Source organism: Muricoccus harenae, from assembly GCF_009848505.1.
In the GTDB taxonomy this organism is placed as follows: Bacteria; Pseudomonadota; Alphaproteobacteria; order Acetobacterales; family Acetobacteraceae; genus Roseomonas; species Roseomonas harenae.
This window is the reverse complement of the sequence record NZ_WWDL01000001.1, coordinates 51,263-70,622: the sequence shown is the minus strand read 5'-3', so window position 1 is coordinate 70,622 and position 19,360 is coordinate 51,263. Positions and strand designations below refer to the sequence as shown.

Annotated in this window: 18 protein-coding genes; 10 read left to right on the top strand and 8 right to left on the bottom strand. The window is 69.4% G+C overall.

Annotated features, from left to right (window positions below):
* Nucleotides 1-33: 33 nt before the first annotated feature.
* The 6 genes from GSE44_RS00310 (at nt 34) to GSE44_RS00285 (ending at nt 6,216) form a co-directional block, all read left to right on the top strand.
* Nucleotides 34-1,050 (top strand): ABC transporter substrate-binding protein, encoded by a 1,017-nt coding sequence (locus GSE44_RS00310; RefSeq protein WP_159346111.1) that lies wholly within the window; start codon nt 34-36, stop codon nt 1,048-1,050.
* Nucleotides 1,050-1,826 (top strand): ABC transporter permease, encoded by a 777-nt coding sequence (locus GSE44_RS00305; protein ID WP_159346109.1) that lies wholly within the window; start codon nt 1,050-1,052, stop codon nt 1,824-1,826. The genes GSE44_RS00310 and GSE44_RS00305 overlap by 1 nt, the downstream gene beginning before the upstream one ends.
* Nucleotides 1,823-2,560, top strand: coding sequence for an ABC transporter permease (locus tag GSE44_RS00300; RefSeq protein WP_201305862.1), 738 nt, complete (start codon nt 1,823-1,825; stop codon nt 2,558-2,560). Before GSE44_RS00305 ends, GSE44_RS00300 begins: the two co-directional genes overlap by 4 nt.
* Nucleotides 2,561-2,562: 2 nt before the next feature.
* A complete protein-coding gene (locus tag GSE44_RS00295; protein ID WP_159346107.1) occupies nt 2,563-3,861 on the top strand; it encodes an LLM class flavin-dependent oxidoreductase in 1,299 nt (432 codons plus the stop codon).
* Between the two features lie 202 nt (nt 3,862-4,063).
* On the top strand, nt 4,064-4,303 hold the full coding sequence (locus tag GSE44_RS00290) for a hypothetical protein (RefSeq protein ID WP_159346105.1): 240 nt from the start codon (nt 4,064-4,066) through the stop codon (nt 4,301-4,303).
* Between the two features lie 335 nt (nt 4,304-4,638).
* Nucleotides 4,639-6,216, top strand: a complete 1,578-nt coding sequence (locus tag GSE44_RS00285; RefSeq protein ID WP_159346103.1) for an ABC transporter substrate-binding protein — start codon at nt 4,639-4,641, stop codon at nt 6,214-6,216.
* Between the two features lie 12 nt (nt 6,217-6,228).
* Here the strand turns inward: GSE44_RS00285 and GSE44_RS00280 are convergent, their stop codons facing one another.
* Complete coding sequence (locus GSE44_RS00280; RefSeq protein WP_235924464.1) at nt 6,229-7,155, bottom strand: LysR substrate-binding domain-containing protein; 927 nt, start codon at nt 7,153-7,155, stop codon at nt 6,229-6,231.
* A gap of 129 nt (nt 7,156-7,284) precedes the next feature.
* Here GSE44_RS00280 and GSE44_RS00275 point away from each other — a divergent pair, with 129 nt between their 5' ends.
* From GSE44_RS00275 to GSE44_RS00260, 4 genes are read left to right on the top strand one after another with little or no spacing between them, the layout of a single operon-like run.
* Nucleotides 7,285-8,262: a Bug family tripartite tricarboxylate transporter substrate binding protein gene (locus GSE44_RS00275; RefSeq protein WP_159346101.1), complete on the top strand. Its 978-nt coding sequence runs from the start codon at nt 7,285-7,287 to the stop codon at nt 8,260-8,262.
* 10 nt (nt 8,263-8,272) lie between these two features.
* Nucleotides 8,273-9,247 (top strand): D-2-hydroxyacid dehydrogenase family protein, encoded by a 975-nt coding sequence (locus GSE44_RS00270; RefSeq protein ID WP_159346100.1) that lies wholly within the window; start codon nt 8,273-8,275, stop codon nt 9,245-9,247.
* Between the two features lie 14 nt (nt 9,248-9,261).
* On the top strand, nt 9,262-10,077 hold the full coding sequence (locus GSE44_RS00265) for an enoyl-CoA hydratase/isomerase family protein (protein WP_235924463.1): 816 nt from the start codon (nt 9,262-9,264) through the stop codon (nt 10,075-10,077).
* Nucleotides 10,074-12,146 carry an acetate--CoA ligase family protein gene (locus GSE44_RS00260; RefSeq protein WP_201305861.1) on the top strand — a complete coding sequence of 691 codons (2,073 nt, stop codon included), beginning with the start codon at nt 10,074-10,076 and terminating at the stop codon, nt 12,144-12,146. The genes GSE44_RS00265 and GSE44_RS00260 overlap by 4 nt, the downstream gene beginning before the upstream one ends.
* Before the next feature lie 56 nt (nt 12,147-12,202).
* Here GSE44_RS00260 and GSE44_RS00255 read toward each other — a convergent pair whose 3' ends face one another.
* From GSE44_RS00255 to GSE44_RS00225, 7 genes are all read right to left on the bottom strand, one after another.
* Nucleotides 12,203-13,186 carry a Bug family tripartite tricarboxylate transporter substrate binding protein gene (locus GSE44_RS00255; protein ID WP_159346096.1) on the bottom strand — a complete coding sequence of 328 codons (984 nt, stop codon included), beginning with the start codon at nt 13,184-13,186 and terminating at the stop codon, nt 12,203-12,205.
* Nucleotides 13,183-14,514, bottom strand: coding sequence for an amidase (locus GSE44_RS00250; RefSeq protein ID WP_159346094.1), 1,332 nt, complete (start codon nt 14,512-14,514; stop codon nt 13,183-13,185). Before GSE44_RS00250 ends, GSE44_RS00255 begins: the two co-directional genes overlap by 4 nt.
* 10 nt (nt 14,515-14,524) lie before the next feature.
* Nucleotides 14,525-15,802 (bottom strand): TRAP transporter large permease, encoded by a 1,278-nt coding sequence (locus tag GSE44_RS00245; protein ID WP_159346092.1) that lies wholly within the window; start codon nt 15,800-15,802, stop codon nt 14,525-14,527.
* 6 nt (nt 15,803-15,808) lie between these two features.
* Entirely contained in the window at nt 15,809-16,348 is a 540-nt protein-coding gene (locus GSE44_RS00240) for a TRAP transporter small permease (protein WP_159346090.1), read from the bottom strand.
* Nucleotides 16,345-17,370: a TRAP transporter substrate-binding protein gene (locus GSE44_RS00235; RefSeq protein ID WP_159346088.1), complete on the bottom strand. Its 1,026-nt coding sequence runs from the start codon at nt 17,368-17,370 to the stop codon at nt 16,345-16,347. The genes GSE44_RS00240 and GSE44_RS00235 overlap by 4 nt, the downstream gene beginning before the upstream one ends.
* 159 nt (nt 17,371-17,529) lie before the next feature.
* The gene (locus tag GSE44_RS00230; RefSeq protein ID WP_201305860.1) at nt 17,530-18,759 is read right to left on the bottom strand and encodes an amidohydrolase family protein; all 1,230 of its coding nucleotides are present in this window, start codon (nt 18,757-18,759) and stop codon (nt 17,530-17,532) included.
* Complete coding sequence (locus tag GSE44_RS00225) at nt 18,728-19,309, bottom strand: amino acid synthesis family protein (RefSeq protein ID WP_159346086.1); 582 nt, start codon at nt 19,307-19,309, stop codon at nt 18,728-18,730. Before GSE44_RS00225 ends, GSE44_RS00230 begins: the two co-directional genes overlap by 32 nt.
* Nucleotides 19,310-19,360: the final 51 nt, after the last annotated feature.

Sequence of the window (19,360 nt, the reverse complement as noted above, 5' to 3'; positions counted from 1 at the left end):
GCTTACGCGTCAACCCGAAACGGAGACCAGACCATGCAGAGGCGACACCTTCTCACAGCGGCCGGCGCGGCCGCCATGTTTCCCGCGATCCTGCCCCGCCGTGGCGCCCGCGCTCAGGGTACAACCAAGGCCTCGCTGCGCCTGAAGTGGCTGCCGCAAACGCAGTTTGCCGGCTTCTACCTAGCGAAGGCGCGCGGCTATTACGAGGCCGAAGGGATCGACCTGACGATCAATCCGGGCGGGCCGAACCTGCTGACGGAGAACCTGGTCGCCACCGGTGCCGACACCTTCGGGCTTTCGGGCGGCACGGACAGCGTTTTTGCGGCACGCGAGAAGAACCTGCCCATCGTCTGCATCGGCGTCTCGCACCAGCAGACGCCCTTCGTCTTCGTCTCCCGCGCCGATGGCCCGATCCGCACGATCCAGGACTTCAAGGGCAAGACGATCACCACCTGGTACACCGGCGCGAACTCCGTTTTGCTGGGCATGCTCGCCAAGGCCGGGCTCAAGCCGGGCGATTTCACCATGCAGCCGCAGCAGGTTTCGGTCACGCCCTTCGTCGATGGGCAGATCGATGTCGTTACCGCCACGCGCTACAACGAGTTCTACACGCTGATGACGCGCATGGGCCGCGACAAGCTGCGGACCTTCGCGCCCGAGGAGCAGGGCATCGTCTTTCCGCGCGACACGCTGATCGTCAGCGAGACGACCGCGCGGCAGAAGCCGGAGCTGGTAAAGGGCTTCCTGCGGGCCTCCATGAAGGGCTGGCGCGAGGCGCTGAAGGACCAGAAGGCCGGGGTGGATGTGGTGATGGCCGCCGCGCCGACGCTGAACCGTGACCACCAGGAGTTCATGCTGGTCGAGGCCGGCAAGCTGATGACGGCGGGTGCCGCGGCGCGGGACGGGCTGTTCTGGATCGACCAGGCCACGGTGAAGTCCGCCCATGACTTCTTCCTGGAGCATGGCGTCATCAAGGCGCCGCTGGACCTCGCGGCGGCCTACGACCGCAGCTTCCTGGAGGCCATCGCCGTCGCGGATCGCCGCGCCTGATGCCTGTGTGCGCCCATCCCGTGCCGCCCTGGCTGCTGATGGGCGCGCGCTTCATCCTCGGCCTGGTCGCCGCCGCCCTTCTCTGGGAGGGGGCGGTGATCGCCTTCGGCATCCGCCCCCATATCCTGCCGCGCCTCAGCACCATCCTCTCCGCCATCGCCGCGACGCCGGGGGCCTATTGGTCGGGCTTCCTGCGGACGCTGTTGGAAACGCTGATCGGCTTCGCGGCGGGTGCCATCGTCGGCGTGCTGAACGGCGTGATGTTCTTCCGCGCGCCAGTTCTACGCGACCTGCTCTTCCCGATTTTCGTGGTTTCCCAGACCATTCCCGTCATCGCTTTCGGCGCACTGGTGGTGCTGTGGTTCGGCAACACCTTGCTGGCCAAGGCGGTGATCGCCTTCTACCTCACCTTCTTTCCGGTCACCGTGAACACGCTGCTGGGCCTGCAATCGGTCGATCCGCGGCAGACGGCGCTGCTGCGCAGCTTCGGTGCCTCCGGCCGGCAGCAGATGCTGCGGCTGCAGCTTCCCATGGCGCTGCCGCAGATCTTCGTGGCGCTGCGGCTGGCGGCCTCGCTCAGCCTGGTGGGTGCCATCGTGGGCGAATGGTTCGGGGACACGACCGGCCTCGGCGTGCTGCTGCTCCAGGCCATGTACAATGAGAACGTGGTCGGCCTCTGGGCCGCCATCCTCTGTGCCGCCGTGCTCGGCACGGGCTTCTACGCGCTGGTGGCCTATGCGGAGCGGCGGATCGTCTTCTGGGGGGCGGAGCAGTGAGCCGGCGTGCCCTGCGGGGCGTACTCGGCATCGCGCTGCTGCTGATCCTGTGGGAAGGGGTGGCACGGGGCTTCGCCCTGCCCTCCTACACGCTGCCCTCGGTCAGCGAGATCCTGCTTTCCGTATGGCGGCAACGGCAGCTGCTGGCCTCGGCCGCCTGGTTCACCATGGCGGAGGCGCTGGCGGGCTATGCCATCGGCTGCGTCGCCGGCATCGGCATCGCCGTGCTGCTCTCCCTGCTGCCGCCGGTGCGGCGCGGGATGATGCCGGCGATGATGGCTATCAACTCCGTGCCGGTCGCCGCCTGGTCGCCCCTGCTGCTGCTGTGGCTCGGCGTCGGCATAGCCTCCAAGATCGCGGCCGTGGCCCTGGCAGTGGGCTTCACTGTCTTTCTCAGCGCGCTTGCCGGGCTGGACCGGGTGGACCGGCGCACCATCGGGCTGATGCGCAGCTTCGGCGCGGGTCCGCTTTCCATTCTCTGGCGCCTGCGGCTGCCGACAGCCCTGCCGCTGATCGCCTCCGGCATGCGCGTCTCCACCGTGCGCAGCCTGATCGTGGCCATCGTGACGGAGATGCTGGGGGCTTATGGCGGGCTTGGCTGGATCATCTACCAGGCGGTCGTTCAGATCGATTTCGTGAGCGTCTGGTCCGCCATCCTCGTGGCCTCGGCCCTCAGCCTGGCCTTCTTTGGCCTGATCGGGGCGATCGAGCGCCGCGTCGTCTTTTGGAGATAGAGATGGACCGCCAGATGCATCTCGGCCTGTTCCTGCTGGGAACGGGCAGCCATGTCGCGGGCTGGCGCGCACCGGGAGCGATCGACAGCTTCCAAGACATCGACGCGATGGTGGAGGTGGCGCAGATCGCCGAGCGCGGGCTGTTCGACTTCATCTTCATGGGCGACAACCTCTATGCCGACTCGGCCGCGCATCCCTCCTACACGGTGCGGTTCGAGCCGCTGACGCTGCTCTCGGCCATTGCCGCGCGCACCAGCCATATCGGCCTCGGCGCCACCGTCTCCACCACCTACAGCGATCCCTTCACCACGGCGCGCGCCTTCGCCTCGCTGGACCATATCAGCAAGGGGCGCGCGGCCTGGAACGCCGTGACCGGCGCCTCTCCCGCCGCCGCGCCGAATTTCGGCCGGCTGCATCCGAACCACGCCGAGCGCTACGCCATCGCCGGCGAGTTCGTGGATGTGGTGAAGGGGTTGTGGGATTGCTGGGCGGAGGACGCCATCCTCGCCGACCGGGCGACGGGCTGCTACATCGACCCTGCCAAGCTCCGCAGCCTGGACCATGACGGGCCGCATTTCACCGTGAAGGGACCGCTGAACATCGGGCGTGCACCGCAGGGCCATCCGGTGATCCTGCAGGCGGGCGGGTCCGAGCCTGGGCAGGTTCTGGCGGCGCGCACGGCCGATGTTGTCTTCTCCGTGGTGCAGGACCTCGGCGAGGCGAAGGCGCAATATGCCGCGCTGAAGGAGCGCCTTCCGGCCTTCGGGCGACGCCCGGAGGATGTGACGGTGCTGCCGGGCGTGATGCCCGTGGTCGGGCGCAGGAGCGAAGAGGCCTTCGCGAAGCTGGCCATGCTGCAGGGCTTCGTCGACGCGACCAACGCGCTCGCGCTGCTGTCGGACCGCTTCGGCACCGACATGTCGCGGTATGACCTCGACGGTCCCGTGCCCGACCTGCCCCTGCCCGACACCTATCACAGCTTCGCCCGCGTGCTTCTGAACAAGGCGCGGCGCGAGGGGATGCGGCTGCGGGATGTCTACAACCTGCTGGCCGCCGCGCGTGGGCACTGGGTGCTCTGCGGCTCCGCCGAGGAGGTGGCGGATACGCTCGAGGAATGGTTCCGCGGCGGTGCGGCGGATGGGTTCAACATCATGCCCTCCCATCTGGCGGGCGGGCTGGAGGACTTCGTGGATCTCGTAGTGCCGATCCTGCAGGCGCGGGGGCTGTTCCGCACCGCCTATGCCGGCACGACGCTGCGATCCCATCTGGGGCTGCCGCGGCCGGAGCGGCGCGTATCCTAACGGGCGCGCCGGGCGGCGCTGGCGGCCGCCCTCCCGCCTGGGCACGGGGAACTGGTTCCGTCGAAAAGGGTTTCAACCGTCGCCATTCACCAGGCAAATGACTGCCATCCGTCCGCTCAAGTGGATTCCAGCCGGAAGCAGGCACATATGGCCATTCAAGACGACGACACAGTGCCGCCGCCATCCACATAGGATATGAGCGATGTCTTCCTTCAATTTTTCCAAGACCCTACGGACTCTCGGCCTTGCTGCTGCCCTGATCGGCGGTGCCGTCAACCCTTCCCTCGCTGATGGCGAATACGTTCCGGGCGCCACCGCTGTTGGTTCCTGGGCCCAGACCGACAGCCGCACGGCGCTTGCCGGCGGCCATGTAACCCAGGGCCAGAATCAGACGCAGCTTGAGCAGAGCGGCGCCACGGGTGGTGGTGGTCAGCACAGCTGACCCTGCATCCGCCCTGGGGCCGTGACGGCCCCGGCAGATGAGAACAAAGAGGGCTGCCGGCCATGCCGGCGGCCCTTTTTTGCATGCCCTTTTTGCGTTGAGGAACGGGGCTCCGCGGGATCGCATGCTGCCGGCAGGAGGACGAGCCGTGGCGTCTCGAGACCGACGTTCACCGATGCGTGAAACCGCTCCGGTATTTACTCCTCCGGGCGCATCGCCCTAGGTGCGACGACGGCGACCACGGCGGCGCACCGCATGGGGAGCCACGAGGGGATCAGTTTCTCGCGCGGACTCATCCCTCCCCGAGACCTCAACCCATGCGTGGAGGCGGCCTCATGAATCGTCGGAGCTTTCTGGCCACGGCCGCGTCGCTGCTGGCCGCGCCCCGCATCGGGCTCGGCGCGGAGGGCAGCAAGGTTCTGCGTTTCGTGCCGCAAGCCGTTCCTGCCTTGCTCGATCCTGGCTTCACTACCGCCTGTGCCACGCGCAGCCATGCCTTCATGGTCTATGACACGCTCTTCGGCATGGATGACGGCTTCAACGTCTCGCCTCAGATGGTGGAGGGCTGCACCACCGCGGAGGACGGCCGGCTCTGGCGCCTGACGCTGCGCGATGGGCTGCGCTTCCACGATGGCGAGCCGGTACTGGCGCGCGACGTGGTGGCCAGCATCAGGCGCTGGTGGCGGCATGACGCGCTGGGGCAGGAGCTGGCGGCGGCGACCGACGCGCTGTCCACCCCCTCCGACAAGGTGGTGGAATTCCGCCTGAACCGTTCCTTCCCGCTGCTTCCGTTGGCGCTCGGCAGGCCGTTCGGCCATGTGCTGGCCATCATGCCGGAGCGCCTGGCAAGCGCTGCGCCGGACGGGCAGGTGGCGGAGATCATCGGCAGCGGTCCCTTCCGCTTCAGCCAGGCGGAGCATGTGCCGGGAAGCCGCCACGTCTATGAACGGTTCGATGGCTATGTGCCGCGGCCGGGCGGCACGCCCAGCCGCACGGCGGGACCGAAGATCGTGCATCTGGACCGGGTGGAATGGCTCATGGTGCCGGACGGGGCCGCCTTCGCGGCGCTGGTCGCGGGCGAGGTCGATTGGATCGGGAAGCCGCCGGCGGAGATGCTGCCGGGGCTGGCGCGCCATGGCGATATCACAGTGCAGCGAATCGACACGGATGGCGCGCTGCCGCTGATGCGCTTCAACCAGCTGCATGCGCCCTTCGATCATCCCGCAATCCGCCGCGCGGTGCTGCACGCCGTCAGCCAAGCGGAGCTCCTCACTGCTGCTGCCGGGGCGGGCCGCAGCCGCTGGCAGGATAAGGTCGGCGTCTTCGCCCATGGCACCCCGCTGGCGAACGATGCGGGGATGGAGGCGCTGAATGCACCCCTCGATCTCGAACGCGCCCGCAGGGAGCTGACGGCCGCGGGCTACAAGGGAGAGCGCGTCGTGGCACTTGCTCCGGGCGAGGACCCGGCACTGACGGCGCTGGCGCGGGCAGGTGCGGATCTGCTGACGCGCATTGGCTTCGAGCTCGACCTGCAGATGGTCGATCGGGAGGTCATGCAGCAGCGGCTGGCCATGCGCGACAGCATCGACCGGGGCGGGTGGACCCTTCACTTCACCACCATCACGGGCGCGGAGGCCTGCGATCCCGCCTGCCATGAGAACTTGCGCGGCCTCGGCCTACGCAGCATTCCCGGTTGGCCGACGAGTGCGCGGCTGGAGGCGTTGCGCACCGCCTGGTTCGCCGCCGGCACTGCGGAGGAGCAGAAGGCCGTGGCGCGGCAGATCCAGCAGCAGGTTTTGACGGACCTGCCCTATGTGCCGCTGGGCCAGTTCTTCGATGCCACGGCCCATCGCAGGACAGTCAGCGGTCTGCTCAACGGCTTCCCGCTCTTCCACAATCTGCGCAAGGCCTGATCCGCGCGGTCGTCAGGGGCTGCCTTCGTCCGGCTCCGCTTCCCACTTGGCCTCCTGACGCAGCCATTCGATGAAGGCCGCAATCCCCGGGCGCGGCGGCCCCGACGGCGGGATCAGCCAGTAGTGGTCCCCTGCCGGGATGGTCTCGGGCGAGATGCGCAGCAGACGGCCATCCCGCATCTCCCGCTCCACGAAGGCGGGGGAGCAGACGACGGCGCCCATTCCTTCCAGCGCTGCCTGGATTGCGAGCGTCGTGCTTTCGAAGATCAGCGGCGCGGCCATGAGCTCGATTCCACGCGCCGCATGCCAGCGTGCCCAGTCGCCGGGGCGTACGCGGCTGGCCAGCAGGCGCATCGCCTGCAGAGGCTTCGCGTGCCCGGCCTCGATCGCCAATGCGGGGGCGGCGAAGGGGGTCAGCATCACCGGGTGCAGCCGCACGGCATGGGGGGCGGGCGGGTGGTCCGCCGGGGCGGTGCGCACTGCCACATCCGCGGAGCGGCCGAGAAAAGCGCTGGCCTCGGTGGAGGTCGAGACCTCCACTTCCAGCCCCGGATGCAGCGCGCGGAAGCGGGGCATGCGGGGGATCAGCCAACGCAGCGCCCAGGTGGTGTAGGCCAGCACGCGAATGGGCCGCGCCCTGCCGGGCAGTGCCGCCGTGGCCTCGCGGATTCGCCCGAAGGCTTCTGACAGCGCCGCGGCATAGACGGTACCCGTCTCGGTCAGCCGTGCCGCGTTCGGGCCGCGTTGCAGCAGCGGCACGCCGAGCTGCGCCTCCAGGTCCCGCAGCCGCTTGCTGACGGCGGGCTGGGTCACGTTTAACCGCGCGGCGGCGGCGCTGAGGCTTCCGGTCTCCGCCACCAGCACGAAAGCCTGCAGCGAGCCGAGCGGGGGCAGGTCGGGGTCCACGCCCCAGTCTAACCTGGAGTTGGGGTAGGGCAAGAATTCCTGCCTCGCCTCCCGCTCCCGACGGGAGCAGCTTTCCGCGGCTCCGATGGGGCCGCCGGCGCCGTCGCCGGCGCAGGTGAGCACCGGGCCGTCACAAGGCCCGGGCGAGGAAGGAATGACGCCATGCACCGCCGCACCGCACTGGGCCTGCCTGCCCTGATCCTGCCCGCGCTGCTCGGCCGGGCGGAGGCGCAGGAGCGTTTCCCGGACCGGCCCATCCGCCTGATCATTCCCTTCGCCACCGGCGGCAGCAACGACGTGGTCGGACGCCTGATCGCCGAGGGCATGGGGGCACGGCTCGGCCAGACGCTGGTGGTGGAGAACCGCGGCGGCGCCGGCGGCATCCTGGGCAACGATCTCGTCGCGAAGGCAAAGCCGGATGGCTACACGCTGCTTCTTGCGGGAAGCGGCAGCTTCCTCATCAGCAGCCTCGTCCAGCCACGGGTGCCCTATGACGTCGCGACCGACTTCACCCCGATCGGCTTCGTCGGTAGCGCGCCCAACGTCATCACCGTCAATCCTTCCATTCCTGCCCGGACACTGGGCGAGCTGCGCGATGTGGCGCGCAAGGCCAATCCGCCGCTGACCTATGGCTCCCCGGGCGTCGGCACCACCGGCCATGCGTTGCCCGCCATGATCGCCCTGACCCTCGGGGTGGAACTGGAGCACGTGCCTTATCGCGGCACCGGACCCGCGCTGACCGATGTGCTGGCGGGCCGGCTGAGCATGATCACCAACGCCCTGGCGCCGCTGAAGCCGCATATCGAATCGGGCGGGCTGCGCGCCATTGCCATCGCGGCGCCGACGCGCTCCGCCACCATGCCGGATATTCCCACCACGGCCGAGCAGGGCTTTCCGCAGATCGTCTCCTCCACCTGGTACGGGCTGGTGGGGCCGAAAGACATGCCGGCCGACCGGGTGACGGCGCTCCATGCCGCGCTAAATGCCACGCTGGCCGATGCCGAGGTTCGCCGGCGCCTGCTCGATGAGGGCGTCGAGGTGGAGCCGAGCGAGACGCCGGCCGCCTATGGCCGCTACCTGACCGAGGATCGCGAGCGCTGGGCGGATGTGGTCCGCCGCGCCAAGATGCGCGCGGAGTAAGCCGGCCGCCATGCCTGCCCACGCGCCCCTCGCCCGGATCGCCGTGCTGGATGATTTCGGCGGCGACGCTGCCGCGGCCGCCGACTGGTCAGGCCTGCCGGTAACCTTCTTCCGGGACCATGTGGAGGACGAGGCGGAGCTGGCGGAACGCCTCTCTGGCTTCGATGCGGTCGTGCTGATCCGCGAGCGGACGCCCTTTCCGCGTTCGCTGATCGCCCGCCTCCCCACGCTGCGGCTGGTGGTCACCACCGCGATGCGTAACCGGACGCTGGACCTGGAAGCTTGCGCGGACCGAGGCATTGCCGTCTGTGGCACGCGCTCGCTCGGCGCGCCCACGGTCGAGATGACATGGGCGCTGATCCTCGGCCTCGCGCGCCGGGTACCCTGGGAGGACCGGGCGTTGCGCGAAGGCCGGTGGCAGACCAGCGCGGGCCGCAGCCTGGAAGGATCGGTGCTCGGCGTCCTGGGGCTCGGCAAGCTCGGGCGGCAGGTGGCAGTGCTAGGCCGCGCCTTTGGCATGGAGGTGATCGCCTGGAGCGCCAATCTCACTGAAGAGGCTGCCGCGGAGGCCGGTGCCCGGCGGGTGGAAAAAGCGGCGCTGTTCCGCGATGCAGACATCGTGACGCTGCACCTCGTTCTCAGCGAGCGCTCGCGCGGCGTGGTGGGTGCGGCGGAACTCGCTGCGATGAAGCCGGGCGCCCTGCTGGTGAACACCGCCCGTGCCGGACTTGTCGACCAGGACGCGCTGATCGCGTCGCTTCGGTCCGGCCATCTGGGCGGCGCCGCGATCGACGTGCATGACCGCGAGCCAATGCCACCCGGCCATCCAATGCTGGAAGCGCCGCGCACCATTCTCACACCCCATCTCGGCTATGTCACCGCCGAGAACTACCGCCTCTATTTCGAGGGCGCGGTCGAATGCCTTCGCGCCTGGAACGCCGGGCAGCCTCTGCCCCGCCTCCTGTCCCAACCGCTCGCCGCATGACGAAGGAACGAACCGTGGAAGCCGATTCCGCTTACGCCGCCATCAGCCTCACGGTCGAAGGCGCCGTCGCCACCCTCACGCTCAACCGGCCCGAGGTGCGCAATGCCATCGACGACGCGATGCGCTACGAAATGCTTTCCGCCCTGGACCGCGTGGCGCGCGACGAAGCGATCCGCGCGCTGGTGATCACCGGCGCCGGCAAGGGCTTTTGCTCGGGTGGCGACGTGAAGGGCATGCAGCAGCGCCTGAGCGTCCCACCGGGCGAGGTGGCGATCAACGGCTGGCGGCGGCAGCACCGCACGCATCACATGATCTCGGCGCTGCACACCCTGCCCAAGCCCACCATCGCCGCGGTGAACGGTGCGGCGGCGGGGCTGGGCTGCGACCTGGCACTGTGCTGCGACTTCGTCGTCGCCGCCGAGAGCGCGACGCTGGCGATGACCTATGTGCTGCGCGGGCTGATCCCGGATGGTGGCGGCATGTATTTCCTGCCGCGCCGCGTGGGTCTCAGCCGCGCGAAGGAGCTGATCTTCTCCGGCCGGACGGTGCAGACCGAAGAAGCGCTGCGCCTTGGCATGATCGACCGTGTGTCGCCGGCGGAGAGCCTTCTCGCCGACGCCCAGGGCTGGGCCGCGGAACTGTCCCGCGCTGCGCCGGGCGCCATCGCGCTGAGCAAGACGATCCTGGATCAAAGCTTCGAGCTGACTGCGGAGCAGGTGTTCAGCCTGGGCAGCCAGGCTCAGGCCATCTGCTACTCCTCCAAGGACCATCTGGATTCCGTCGCGGCCTTCTTGGCGCGCAGCGCCAAGCGCAAGGAAGCCACCTCGTGAACGCCATCGCCCGCCTGATGCACCCGCGCAGCGTCGCTGTCGTCGGCGCCTCGGCCGATCCTTCGAAGATGACCGGGCGGCCGGTCAGCTATCTGCGCAAGCACGGGTTCACGGGGGAGATCTATCCCGTGAACCCGCGTGCCGCCGAGATCGACGGGCTGCGCTGCTATCCCGACATCGCCTCGCTGCCCGAGGCCCCGGATGCCGCCATCGTGCTGCTGGGCGCCGGGCGTGCGGAAGCCGCGGTGCGGGACCTCGCGGCGCGCGGCACCGCCGCCGCCATCGTGCTCGCCAGCGGCTATGGCGAGACGAGCGAGGAAGGCGCGCGCCGGCAGCAGGCGCTGAAGGAGGCGGCGGGCACCATGCGCCTGCTTGGCCCCAACACGATCGGGCTGGTGAACCTGACCGACCGCATCACCCTTTCCGCCTCCGGTGCGCTGGAGATCGGCGACTTGCCGGCGGGCCGCATCTCCGTGGTGTCGCAGAGCGGAGGCATCCTCGGATCGCTGCTTTCGCGCGCGGCGGATCGCGGCATCGGCTTCGCCAAGCTCGCCTCCACCGGCAATGAGGCGGATATCGACTCCACTGACCTGATCGAGCACCTGATCGAGGACGAGGCGACCAGCGTCATCGCCGCCTATATGGAGGGGTTGCGCCGGCCGGAGCATTTCCGCGAGGTCGCGCGGCGCGCGGCGGCGGCGGGCAAGCCGATCGTGGTGTTCAAGGTTGGGCGTTCGGAGTCGGGGGCGCGCTCGGCCAGTTCGCATACCGGCGCGCTCGCGGGTGCCGATCGTGTCTATGACGCGCTGTTCCGGCAATGCGGCGTGATCCGCGCCGAGACCTTCGCCGATCTGCTCGACATCCCCGCCGCCCTTGCCAACAGGCGGCGTGCGGCGGGGAAGCGGGTGGCCATCCTTACTTCTACCGGTGGCGCGGGCACGCTGGTGGCGGACAGCCTCGGGCTGGCGGGCTTTGACGTGCCGGTGCCGGATACGGCAACCGCCGCGCGCATCGCGGCCCTGCAGGAGGGCGACGATGCGGCGGCGGGCCGCAACCCCGTGGACGTGACCCTCGCCGGGCTGCGGCCGGACTTGTTCCGCGGCGCCATCGACGCACTGCAGGAAAGCCCGACCTATGACGCGACGGTGGTGATCGTCGGCTCCTCGGCCCTCGCGCAGCCGAGCCTCGTCGCGGATGCGGTGGTGGAATGCCAGGCGCGGAGCGCAAAGCCCATCCTGGCCTATGTCAGCCCGCATGCGCCGGAGGTGCTGCGCCTGCTGAACCGCCAGGGCATCCCAGCCTTCGCCGCACCGGAAAGCTGCGCCTCCGTCCTCTCCGCGCTGCAGGAGCGGCCCGCGCCGGCCGCGGCGGCGCCCGTGTCCCCCGGCGCCGATGCGGGTATTGCAAGCTTCGCGGCGGGCGCGCTGAACGAGGCGGAGAGCAAGACCCTTTTCGCCCGCTTCGGCGTGCCGGTCACGCGCGAGGCGGTGGCACCGGACGCGGCAGGCACCATGGCTGCCGCCGAGGGGCTGGGCGACAAGGTCGTGCTGAAGGTTCTCTCGCGCCAGATCCTGCACAAGAGCGACCTGGGCGGCGTGAAGGTCGGGCTGTCGCCTGCCGAACTGCCCGCAGCGGCCGAGATGATGCTGGAGGGGCTGAGGCGGGCCGGGGCACCGGAGCCGGAGGGTTTCCTGGTGCAGGAAATGGTGGAGGGCGGGGTGGAGATGATCCTCGGCTTCCATCGGGATCCGCAGATCGGCCCGGTCATCCTGCTGGGAATGGGCGGCGTGGCGGCGGAGTTGCTGCAGGACACGGCCCTGCGCCTGCCGCCGCTCAGCCGCAGCGATGCGGAAGGCATGATCGAGGAGTTGCGCACCGCGCCGCTGCTGAAGGGTTATCGCGGCGCAGCACCCGCCGATGTGCCGGCGCTGGTGGATGCGATCCTCGCCTTCTCCCGCATGGCGGAAGCGGCCGGGGAACGGCTGCTGGAGGCGGAGGTGAATCCGCTCTTCGTGCTGCGCGAGGGGGACGGCGTGCGGGCCGTGGATGGGCTGGCGGTGCTGGCCTGAAGGACGGCGCCTGACGAATGCGGGATCGCTCATCGCCTGAGCGATCCCGCATCGGGCTAGCCGGGCCGGATGTCGGAACGCCGGACGATTTCAAGGAAGCGCGCCGCATCCTCCCGCACGCGCTTCGTCAGCGCGGCGCCAGCCATGGGCACGGGGATGGCGCCGATGGTCGCCAGCTTCGCCTCGAATTCCGGCTCCCGCACGACCTCCAGCGCCTCCCGCTCCAGCCAGGCTGCGGCCGCGTCGTTCGCTGCGGCGGGAACGAACAGGCCCACCCAGATCGAGGCATCGAAATCAGGGATGCCGCTTTCCATCACCGTCGGCACATCGGGCAGCAGGGCGGAGCGCCGGGCGCTGGTGGCGGCCAGGGCGCGCATGCGGCCGCCCTGTACATGCGCCAGCCCGGAGGAAACGGCCACGACGCCGAAGGGCACCTCCCCGCTCGCGATTGCCATCGCGGCCGGGGCGCCGCCGCGATAGGGGATTTGCTGCAACCGGATGCCCGCGGCCATGGCGAACCATTCGCCGGTCAGGTGATTCATCGTGCCGTTGCCGGGGCTGGCATAGTTCACTTCGCCTGGCCTTGCACGGGCGGCGGCCAGCAGTTCCTCCAGCTTGGGATGGCCTGAGGCGGCGGAGGCCACCCACATCAACGGTGTCTCGGTCAGCATCGCCAGCGGCTTCAGGTCGCGCTGCGCGTCATAGGGAAGGGACGGATAGACGGCCGGGTTGATCGCCACCTCGCCATTGGTCGCGACGAGCACGGTGTAGCCATCCGGCGCGGCCTTGGCAGCGGCGTCGGTGCCGATGATGCCACCGGCGCCGGGGCGGTTCTCGACCAGAACCGAGGCGCCGGTGCGGCGGTTCAACCCCTCGGCCAGGAGGCGCGCCGCGATGTCGCTGACCCCGCCCGGCGCAAAGGGCACGAGCACGCGGATCGGGCGCGCGGGGTAGGCCTGTGCCCCGGCAGGCCGGGCCCCGGCAGACAGAGCCGCGAAGGCCGGGCCAGCAACCAGAAGAGAGCGGCGTGTCGCCGTCATGCGTTCCATTCCTTCCAGAGGGAGCGTGCAACGGCGATCAGCGCCTCGTCCTCGCCGGCCTGACCGATGAGCTGAAGGCCGAGGGGCATGCCGTCATCCTGCAGCAGCGGCAGGGAGATAGCGGGCACACCGAGCAGCGACGCCGGCACATTGGCGGCCGGGTCGCCCGTCCAGCTCAAGCCACGCGGCGCGGCGCCGGTGGCGCCGAGGGTGACGACGGCATCGAATTCCCCCCGCAACGCGGCGTAGCGTGCGCGGATGGCACGGCGCCCGGCGAGCGCCGCGTGGTAATCCGCCAGGGTCATCGTGCGTGCGGACTCCAGGCGCTGCCGCATGATGGGGCTGATGCTGCCGGGGCTGTTACGCTCATAGGCGCCAAGCGGCCAGATCAACTCCCATTCGAAGATCCGGAAGGTGAGCGCCACGGCATCCCGCAATGCATCCTCCGCATCGTGCAGACCGGCATGGCCGGCTTCCTCCACCGCGACGCCCATGGCGCGGAGACGGTCGAGCGCGTCCTCGAAGGCCGCGCGCGCACCGGGTGTTGCCTTCTGCCATCCCTCCATGCGGAGCACGCCGAGGCGAGTGGGGCGGCGGGGTTCGGGTGGCTCCTCGGGGCCGGTCAGCCCCTCGAAGCCGGGATCGCCGCCGACGCGGCGGGCGATGGCGCTGGCCAGGCACCAGGCGTCCTCCGGCGTCGCGGCCAGGAGGCCGAGGCAGCTCTGGCTCAGATGGTCGAAGGAGCCGCTGCGGTTCAGCGCGCCGAAGGTGGGCTTGTAGCCCACGCAGCCGCAGAAGCTGGCGGGGCGGAGCGTGGACCCGACCACCTGCGTGCCCAGCGCCGCTGGCAGGATGCCGGCGCCGACGGCGGCGGCCGAGCCGCTGCTGGAGCCGCCAGGGGTGCGCTCCGGGTCATGCGGGTTGCGCGTCTCGTGGTAGGGATGCATCGCTGCGAATTCGGTGGTGGTGGTCTTGCCCAGGATCACCGCCCCAGCCTCGCGCAGCGCATGTACCGAGGCGGAATCGCGCCCGGTACGGTTGCCCTCCCAGGCCGGGCTGCCCTGGCCAGTCGGCATATCGGCGGTCTCGATGATGTCCTTCACGCCCAACGTCATGCCGTCCACCGGCGACAGCGGCCGGCCGGCCTGCCAGCGCGCGGTTGATTCGGCCGCCTGCGCCCGCGCTGCGTCACGGTTCAGGTGGACGAAGGCGCGGAGGCCGGGCTCCAATGCGTCCAGCCGTTCCAACACGCGGTCCAGCTGCGCCAAGGGCGTCGTCTCGCCGCGCCGGAAGGCGTCCGCCAGTTCCACATAGGGCACCAGGGTCATCGCCGGGGTCTCACCGATACAGGGCCAGGGGCGCCAGCGTGATGGCCGGCACATAGGTGATGAGCACGAGGATTGCGAGGTACAGTGCCAGCAGGGGAAGCACCCCGCGATAGAGCTGCGGCAGCGGCGTGCCGAACAGGGCGTGAGAGGCGAAGAGGTTCAGCCCGAAGGGCGGCAGGAACATGCCGATTGCCAGATTCATTGTGACCACAAGCCCGAAATGGATCGGGTCCAGCCCCGCCTGCTGCGCGATGGGCGCCAGCAGCGGCGTCAGCAGCAGGATGGCCGCCGGCGGCTCCAGCACGCTGCCGATCAACAGCAGGACGATGTTGATGACCAGCAGGAGGAGCCAAACCGGCATGGCCTGGGCGTCAATCGCCGCGATCAGCCGCGTGGGCACGCCGCTGGTGGTGACCAGCCAGGAATAGGCGCCGGCCGCCGCCACCACGATCATGATCTGCGCAACGAGCACCGAGCAGTCGAGCGTGATGCGCCATAGCTGGACCCAGCTCAACGCGCGGTACACCAGCACCGAGACGAGGGCGGCATAGATGCAGGCGATGCCGGCGGCCTCGGTGGGGGTGAAGATGCCGCCATAGATGCCGCCCAGGATCACCACCGGCGCAGCGACGGCCCATCCCGCCCCGCGCGAAGCCTCCCGCACCGCTGCCCAGCGCGGCCGTGTACCGGAGGGGATGCCCCGGCGCTTCGCGCGGATCATCACATAGCCGGCCAGGGAGGCGGCCATGAGCAGGCCGGGCACGATGCCGGCGAAGAACAGCTCCGTCACCGATTGCTGGGCGGCGATGGCATAGATGATCATCGGGATGGAGGGCGGGATGATCACATCGATCACGCCGGTGGCCGTGATGAGACTGACCGAGAAGACGCGCCCGTAGCCGCTGCGCTCCAGCGAGGGCAGGGTGAGCTTGCCGATGGCTGCCACGCAGGCGACCGAGGAGCCCGACATGGCCCCGAAGATCGAGGCCGAGCCGATGGTTGCGACGCCGAGCGAGCCGGGGATCCCACCCACCAGCGACATCACGAGGTTGATCAGCCGCTGCGCGATTCCGCCGCGCGCCATGATGTCGCCAGCCAGGATGAAGAGCGGCACGGCCAGCAGGGCGAAGCTGTCCAGGCTGCCGAACATCGCCGTGTGAACGGCGCGGACAGGAGCCTCGCCCAGATAGGCGATGCCGATCGTCGTCGCGCAGAGGAGCACGGCGAAGATCGGAAGGCCGAGGGTGAGAAGTGCAAGGGGCAAGGCCCCGAAGACGATGAGGGCCATGTCAGGTCAGATCTGTTCGCTATGACCGGCTTCGGGCAGATCCAGGCCGGTGGCGAGAAGCCGCAGAACGGTCAGCACGGCGACAAGGCCGAGCCCGAGAAGCACGAAGGCCTGGGGAATCCAGACAGGAAATTCCAGCGCGTCGCTGCGCTGGTCGAAGAGGCGCAGCATGGAGACGATCTCAAGGCTGGCCGAGCCGATCACGGCGCAGGTTCCAACGGTGATGGCCGCGCCCAGCAGCGTCGCCGCGCGGCGCCAGGCCAGCGGCAGATGCACGAGCAGAAGGTCCACACGGATGTGCTGGTTGCGCCAGGTGACGGCCGCGGCCCCGGCGAAGACGATCAGCACGAGGAGGAAGAGCATCAGCTCCTCCGCCCATTCGATCGGCGCGCTGAGGAAGTAGCGGCCGATCACATTGGCCCCGTTGATCAGCACGATCGCCACCAGCGCCAGGGCGGCGATGCCGAGGCACCCGGTTGCGAAGGCGTCGCCCAGCCGGAGGAGAGCGGCATGCGCGCCCCCACCCCCCGAAACCTGCCGCGTCACGCGCGGGTGGCGGCAGCGGCGCGCTGCATCGCCTCGTAGAGCGTGGCCTGTTCACGCCGGCGGGTCGTCACCTCCTGGCCGATCGGGCGCATCAATTCCACCAAACGCGCCTGGTCCTCCGGCGGAAGGCTGGTGATGGTGCCCCCTGCATCGGTCCAGACCTTGCGCTGGGCGGCGATGAAGTCGATGGCCCAGGGAAAGACGTCCTCGCTGGCCTTGCGGCCGGCCTCGTCCACCACCTGCCGCAGGGCGGGGGTGAGGCCATCATACCAGATCTTGCTGACGACGGTGATGACGGTGACCGCCGAGTGGTTCGTCTCCACCAGAAAGCGTGCGGCATCGTAGAATCGGAGCGCGGTGAGCACGGGCATGGCGCTCATCACGCCATCGATGGTGCCCTGCTGCAGCGCGGGCAGCACCTCGCCCAGCGACATGGGCACGGCGGTGGCCTTCAGACGGCGCAGCTGCTCCGTCTGCACCGAAGAGGCGAGGACCCGGATCTTCTTGCCCTCGAAGTCGGATAGGCGGTCGATACGCGTGCGCGTGTTGAAGGAGCTGGCCGAGTTGATGAACAGGCCGACACCCTTCAGCCCCTTGCTCAGGCCGATATCCAGGAAAGCCCGGTTGAAGGCGGGTTCCTGCATCGCACGATGGGCATGCGCGATATCCTGGAAGACCCCGGGGGCGCCGAGCAGTTCATAGCGGGCGTCCACGCCGCTGAGGAATTCGGGCGGGCCGACGAAGGCCTGGATGGAATTGAACTGCGTGCCTTCGATCATGCGCGGGATCGAGCCGAGCTGGCTGGTGGGGTAGATCTCCACCTTGATCGCGCCCTGGCTCTTTTCCTGCACCGTCTCCGCGAAGAGGCGCATCCACTGGTGCTGCGAGTCGTTGATCGTGGCCGTGCCCATCTTCATCACGATGGGCGCCTGCTGCGCGCGGGCGGTATGCGGGATGGCGGGGGCTAAGGCGGCCAGTGCGGCTCCACCGAGAAGCCCGCGTCGGGTTGGTCTGCTGTCCATGGCTGCACGCTCCTGATCGGGATGTCTACACGTCATGGGCCATGCGCGCCGGTCCTGCGGACCTGCGCGGTGTGGCGCATCAACTCTGCCGCGCCCTTCTGGGCACTGGCGCTTCCTCGATAGGCGAGCTGCGGCGCACCCGCGGGCGCGCCGCGATGGTCAGTGTGCGCTGCCGCTGAAGTCCATGGGCAGGGAGCAATGGGCGGTGCGGACGTTGCGCATGCCGGCCGGCGTGTTGCGGCTGCGGCCGACGAAGCGCGGCACGCCATCGGTGAAGACGGCCGAGACGGCCGGCACGTCGCCATTGGCGATGGCCGAAAGGGCGTCGCTCTTCGAGCCGCCGGCACAGGCGTCGATCAGGACGACATCGGCATCCCGGCCCACCGCCAGCACGCCCGAGTTCAGCCCGTAGACGCGGGCGTTGTTGCCGGTTGCCGCCGCGATCGCCTGTTCGGGCGGCATGCCGCCGAGGCTCGCGAGATGGGTGATGGTGTAGAACATGCCAAGCGGCATGATGCCGCTACCGGTCGGCGTGTCGGTTGCGATCAGCAGGCGCTCGGGCTGCCCCGCCTCGTCCAGCAGCCGTGCCGTCTTCAGCGCGGTGCGAAGGTTGCCCGCGGTGCAGATCTGCATCGCGACGGTGCTTTCCTTCACCAGCCGCTCGAAGCCTTCCTCAGGCATCGCGACGGGGCCGCCATTCACGTGGAAGGAGACGGTCGGGTCGGAGGCCAGCACATGCTCTGCCCAGATGCCGGAGGAACCGGGAATGGAGGAGCCGCCGGTATGCATGGTGGTGACCATGCCCAGGGCACGCGCGGCCTTCATCAGCGGCGCATAGTCCATCGGTGTCGGGAAAGCGCCGAAGCCAGCCTTGGCGAGCCAGATGCCTGCGGCCTTCAGCTCCGCCAGGTCGGTCTCTGTCAGACCGGGCTCGAGGATGATGGAGCCCGCGTGCACGCGCATCCCGCCGGGGCGGTAGTCGCGGAAGCAGGCGGCGGCGGCAAGCGCCAGCGCCTTTACCCCGGCCGGATCCTTCGGCCGCCCGGGCACATGCACTTCCGAGGCGGTGATGGCGGTGGTGGTGCCGCCATGCACATAGCTTTCGAGATAGCCCACCACCTTCTGCCGCGGCGTGTAGTCCCCGAAGGTGATGTGGACATGGCTGTCGATCAGCCCCGGGGTGGCGACAGTGCCGGCCGCGTCCACCACCACCTGGGCGCCCGCCACCTGCTCGGGCGACAGCGTGCCGATGGCGGCGATGCGCCCGTTCTCCAACAGGATCCCGTCGCCCCCTGAGAAGGGTGCGGCGAGGTCGCCGGTGACGATGCGGCCGAGATTGACGATCGCCACCCGCATCTCAGCGAAGCCCGTCCCTGGCGGCGATCTCATGGGCCTTGAGCCCGCCGACGCGGGCGTTCAGGCGGCCGCGATTGGCGAGCACGACGATCAGCGCCACCTCGTCCGGCGCCGGCGAATCGGGCGGCAGCGCGACCGTCATGCCGTCATAGTGGGAGCGGACATAGAGCGCGTCCTTATGCGCCAGCGGCACGTCGATGATGCCGCCGGGCGCCGCCACCTTGGTGAAGGAAGGAATCCAGGCCAGGGCACCGCCGACCGCCAGGCGCAGCGGCTCGGCGAAGGTGGTGGTGAGCATGGCATTGGCATGCTCCTGCTCGCCATGGAGGCCAACGACGCCGCCCTTGCCGTAGCTTTCCACGGCCATTCCGCCCATCGCCTCGATTGCGACTCGCGACAGAAGCGCCCCCACGGCCTCACTATCTGCGATGGCGGTGGAAAGGTCCGCCTCATAGCGGCCGGCATAGGGGTTGGTGACGATCGCCACCGCCGCGACCTTGCGCAGCGGGACCTCGCTCCGGCGGCCATTCTCGACCGCCTTCTCCTCGACCACGCTGAACCAGCGGCGAACCTCAAGTGGCATACGGCATGTGTCCTACAACAGCTTCATGCGGGCACCGGGCGAGCCGGCGCC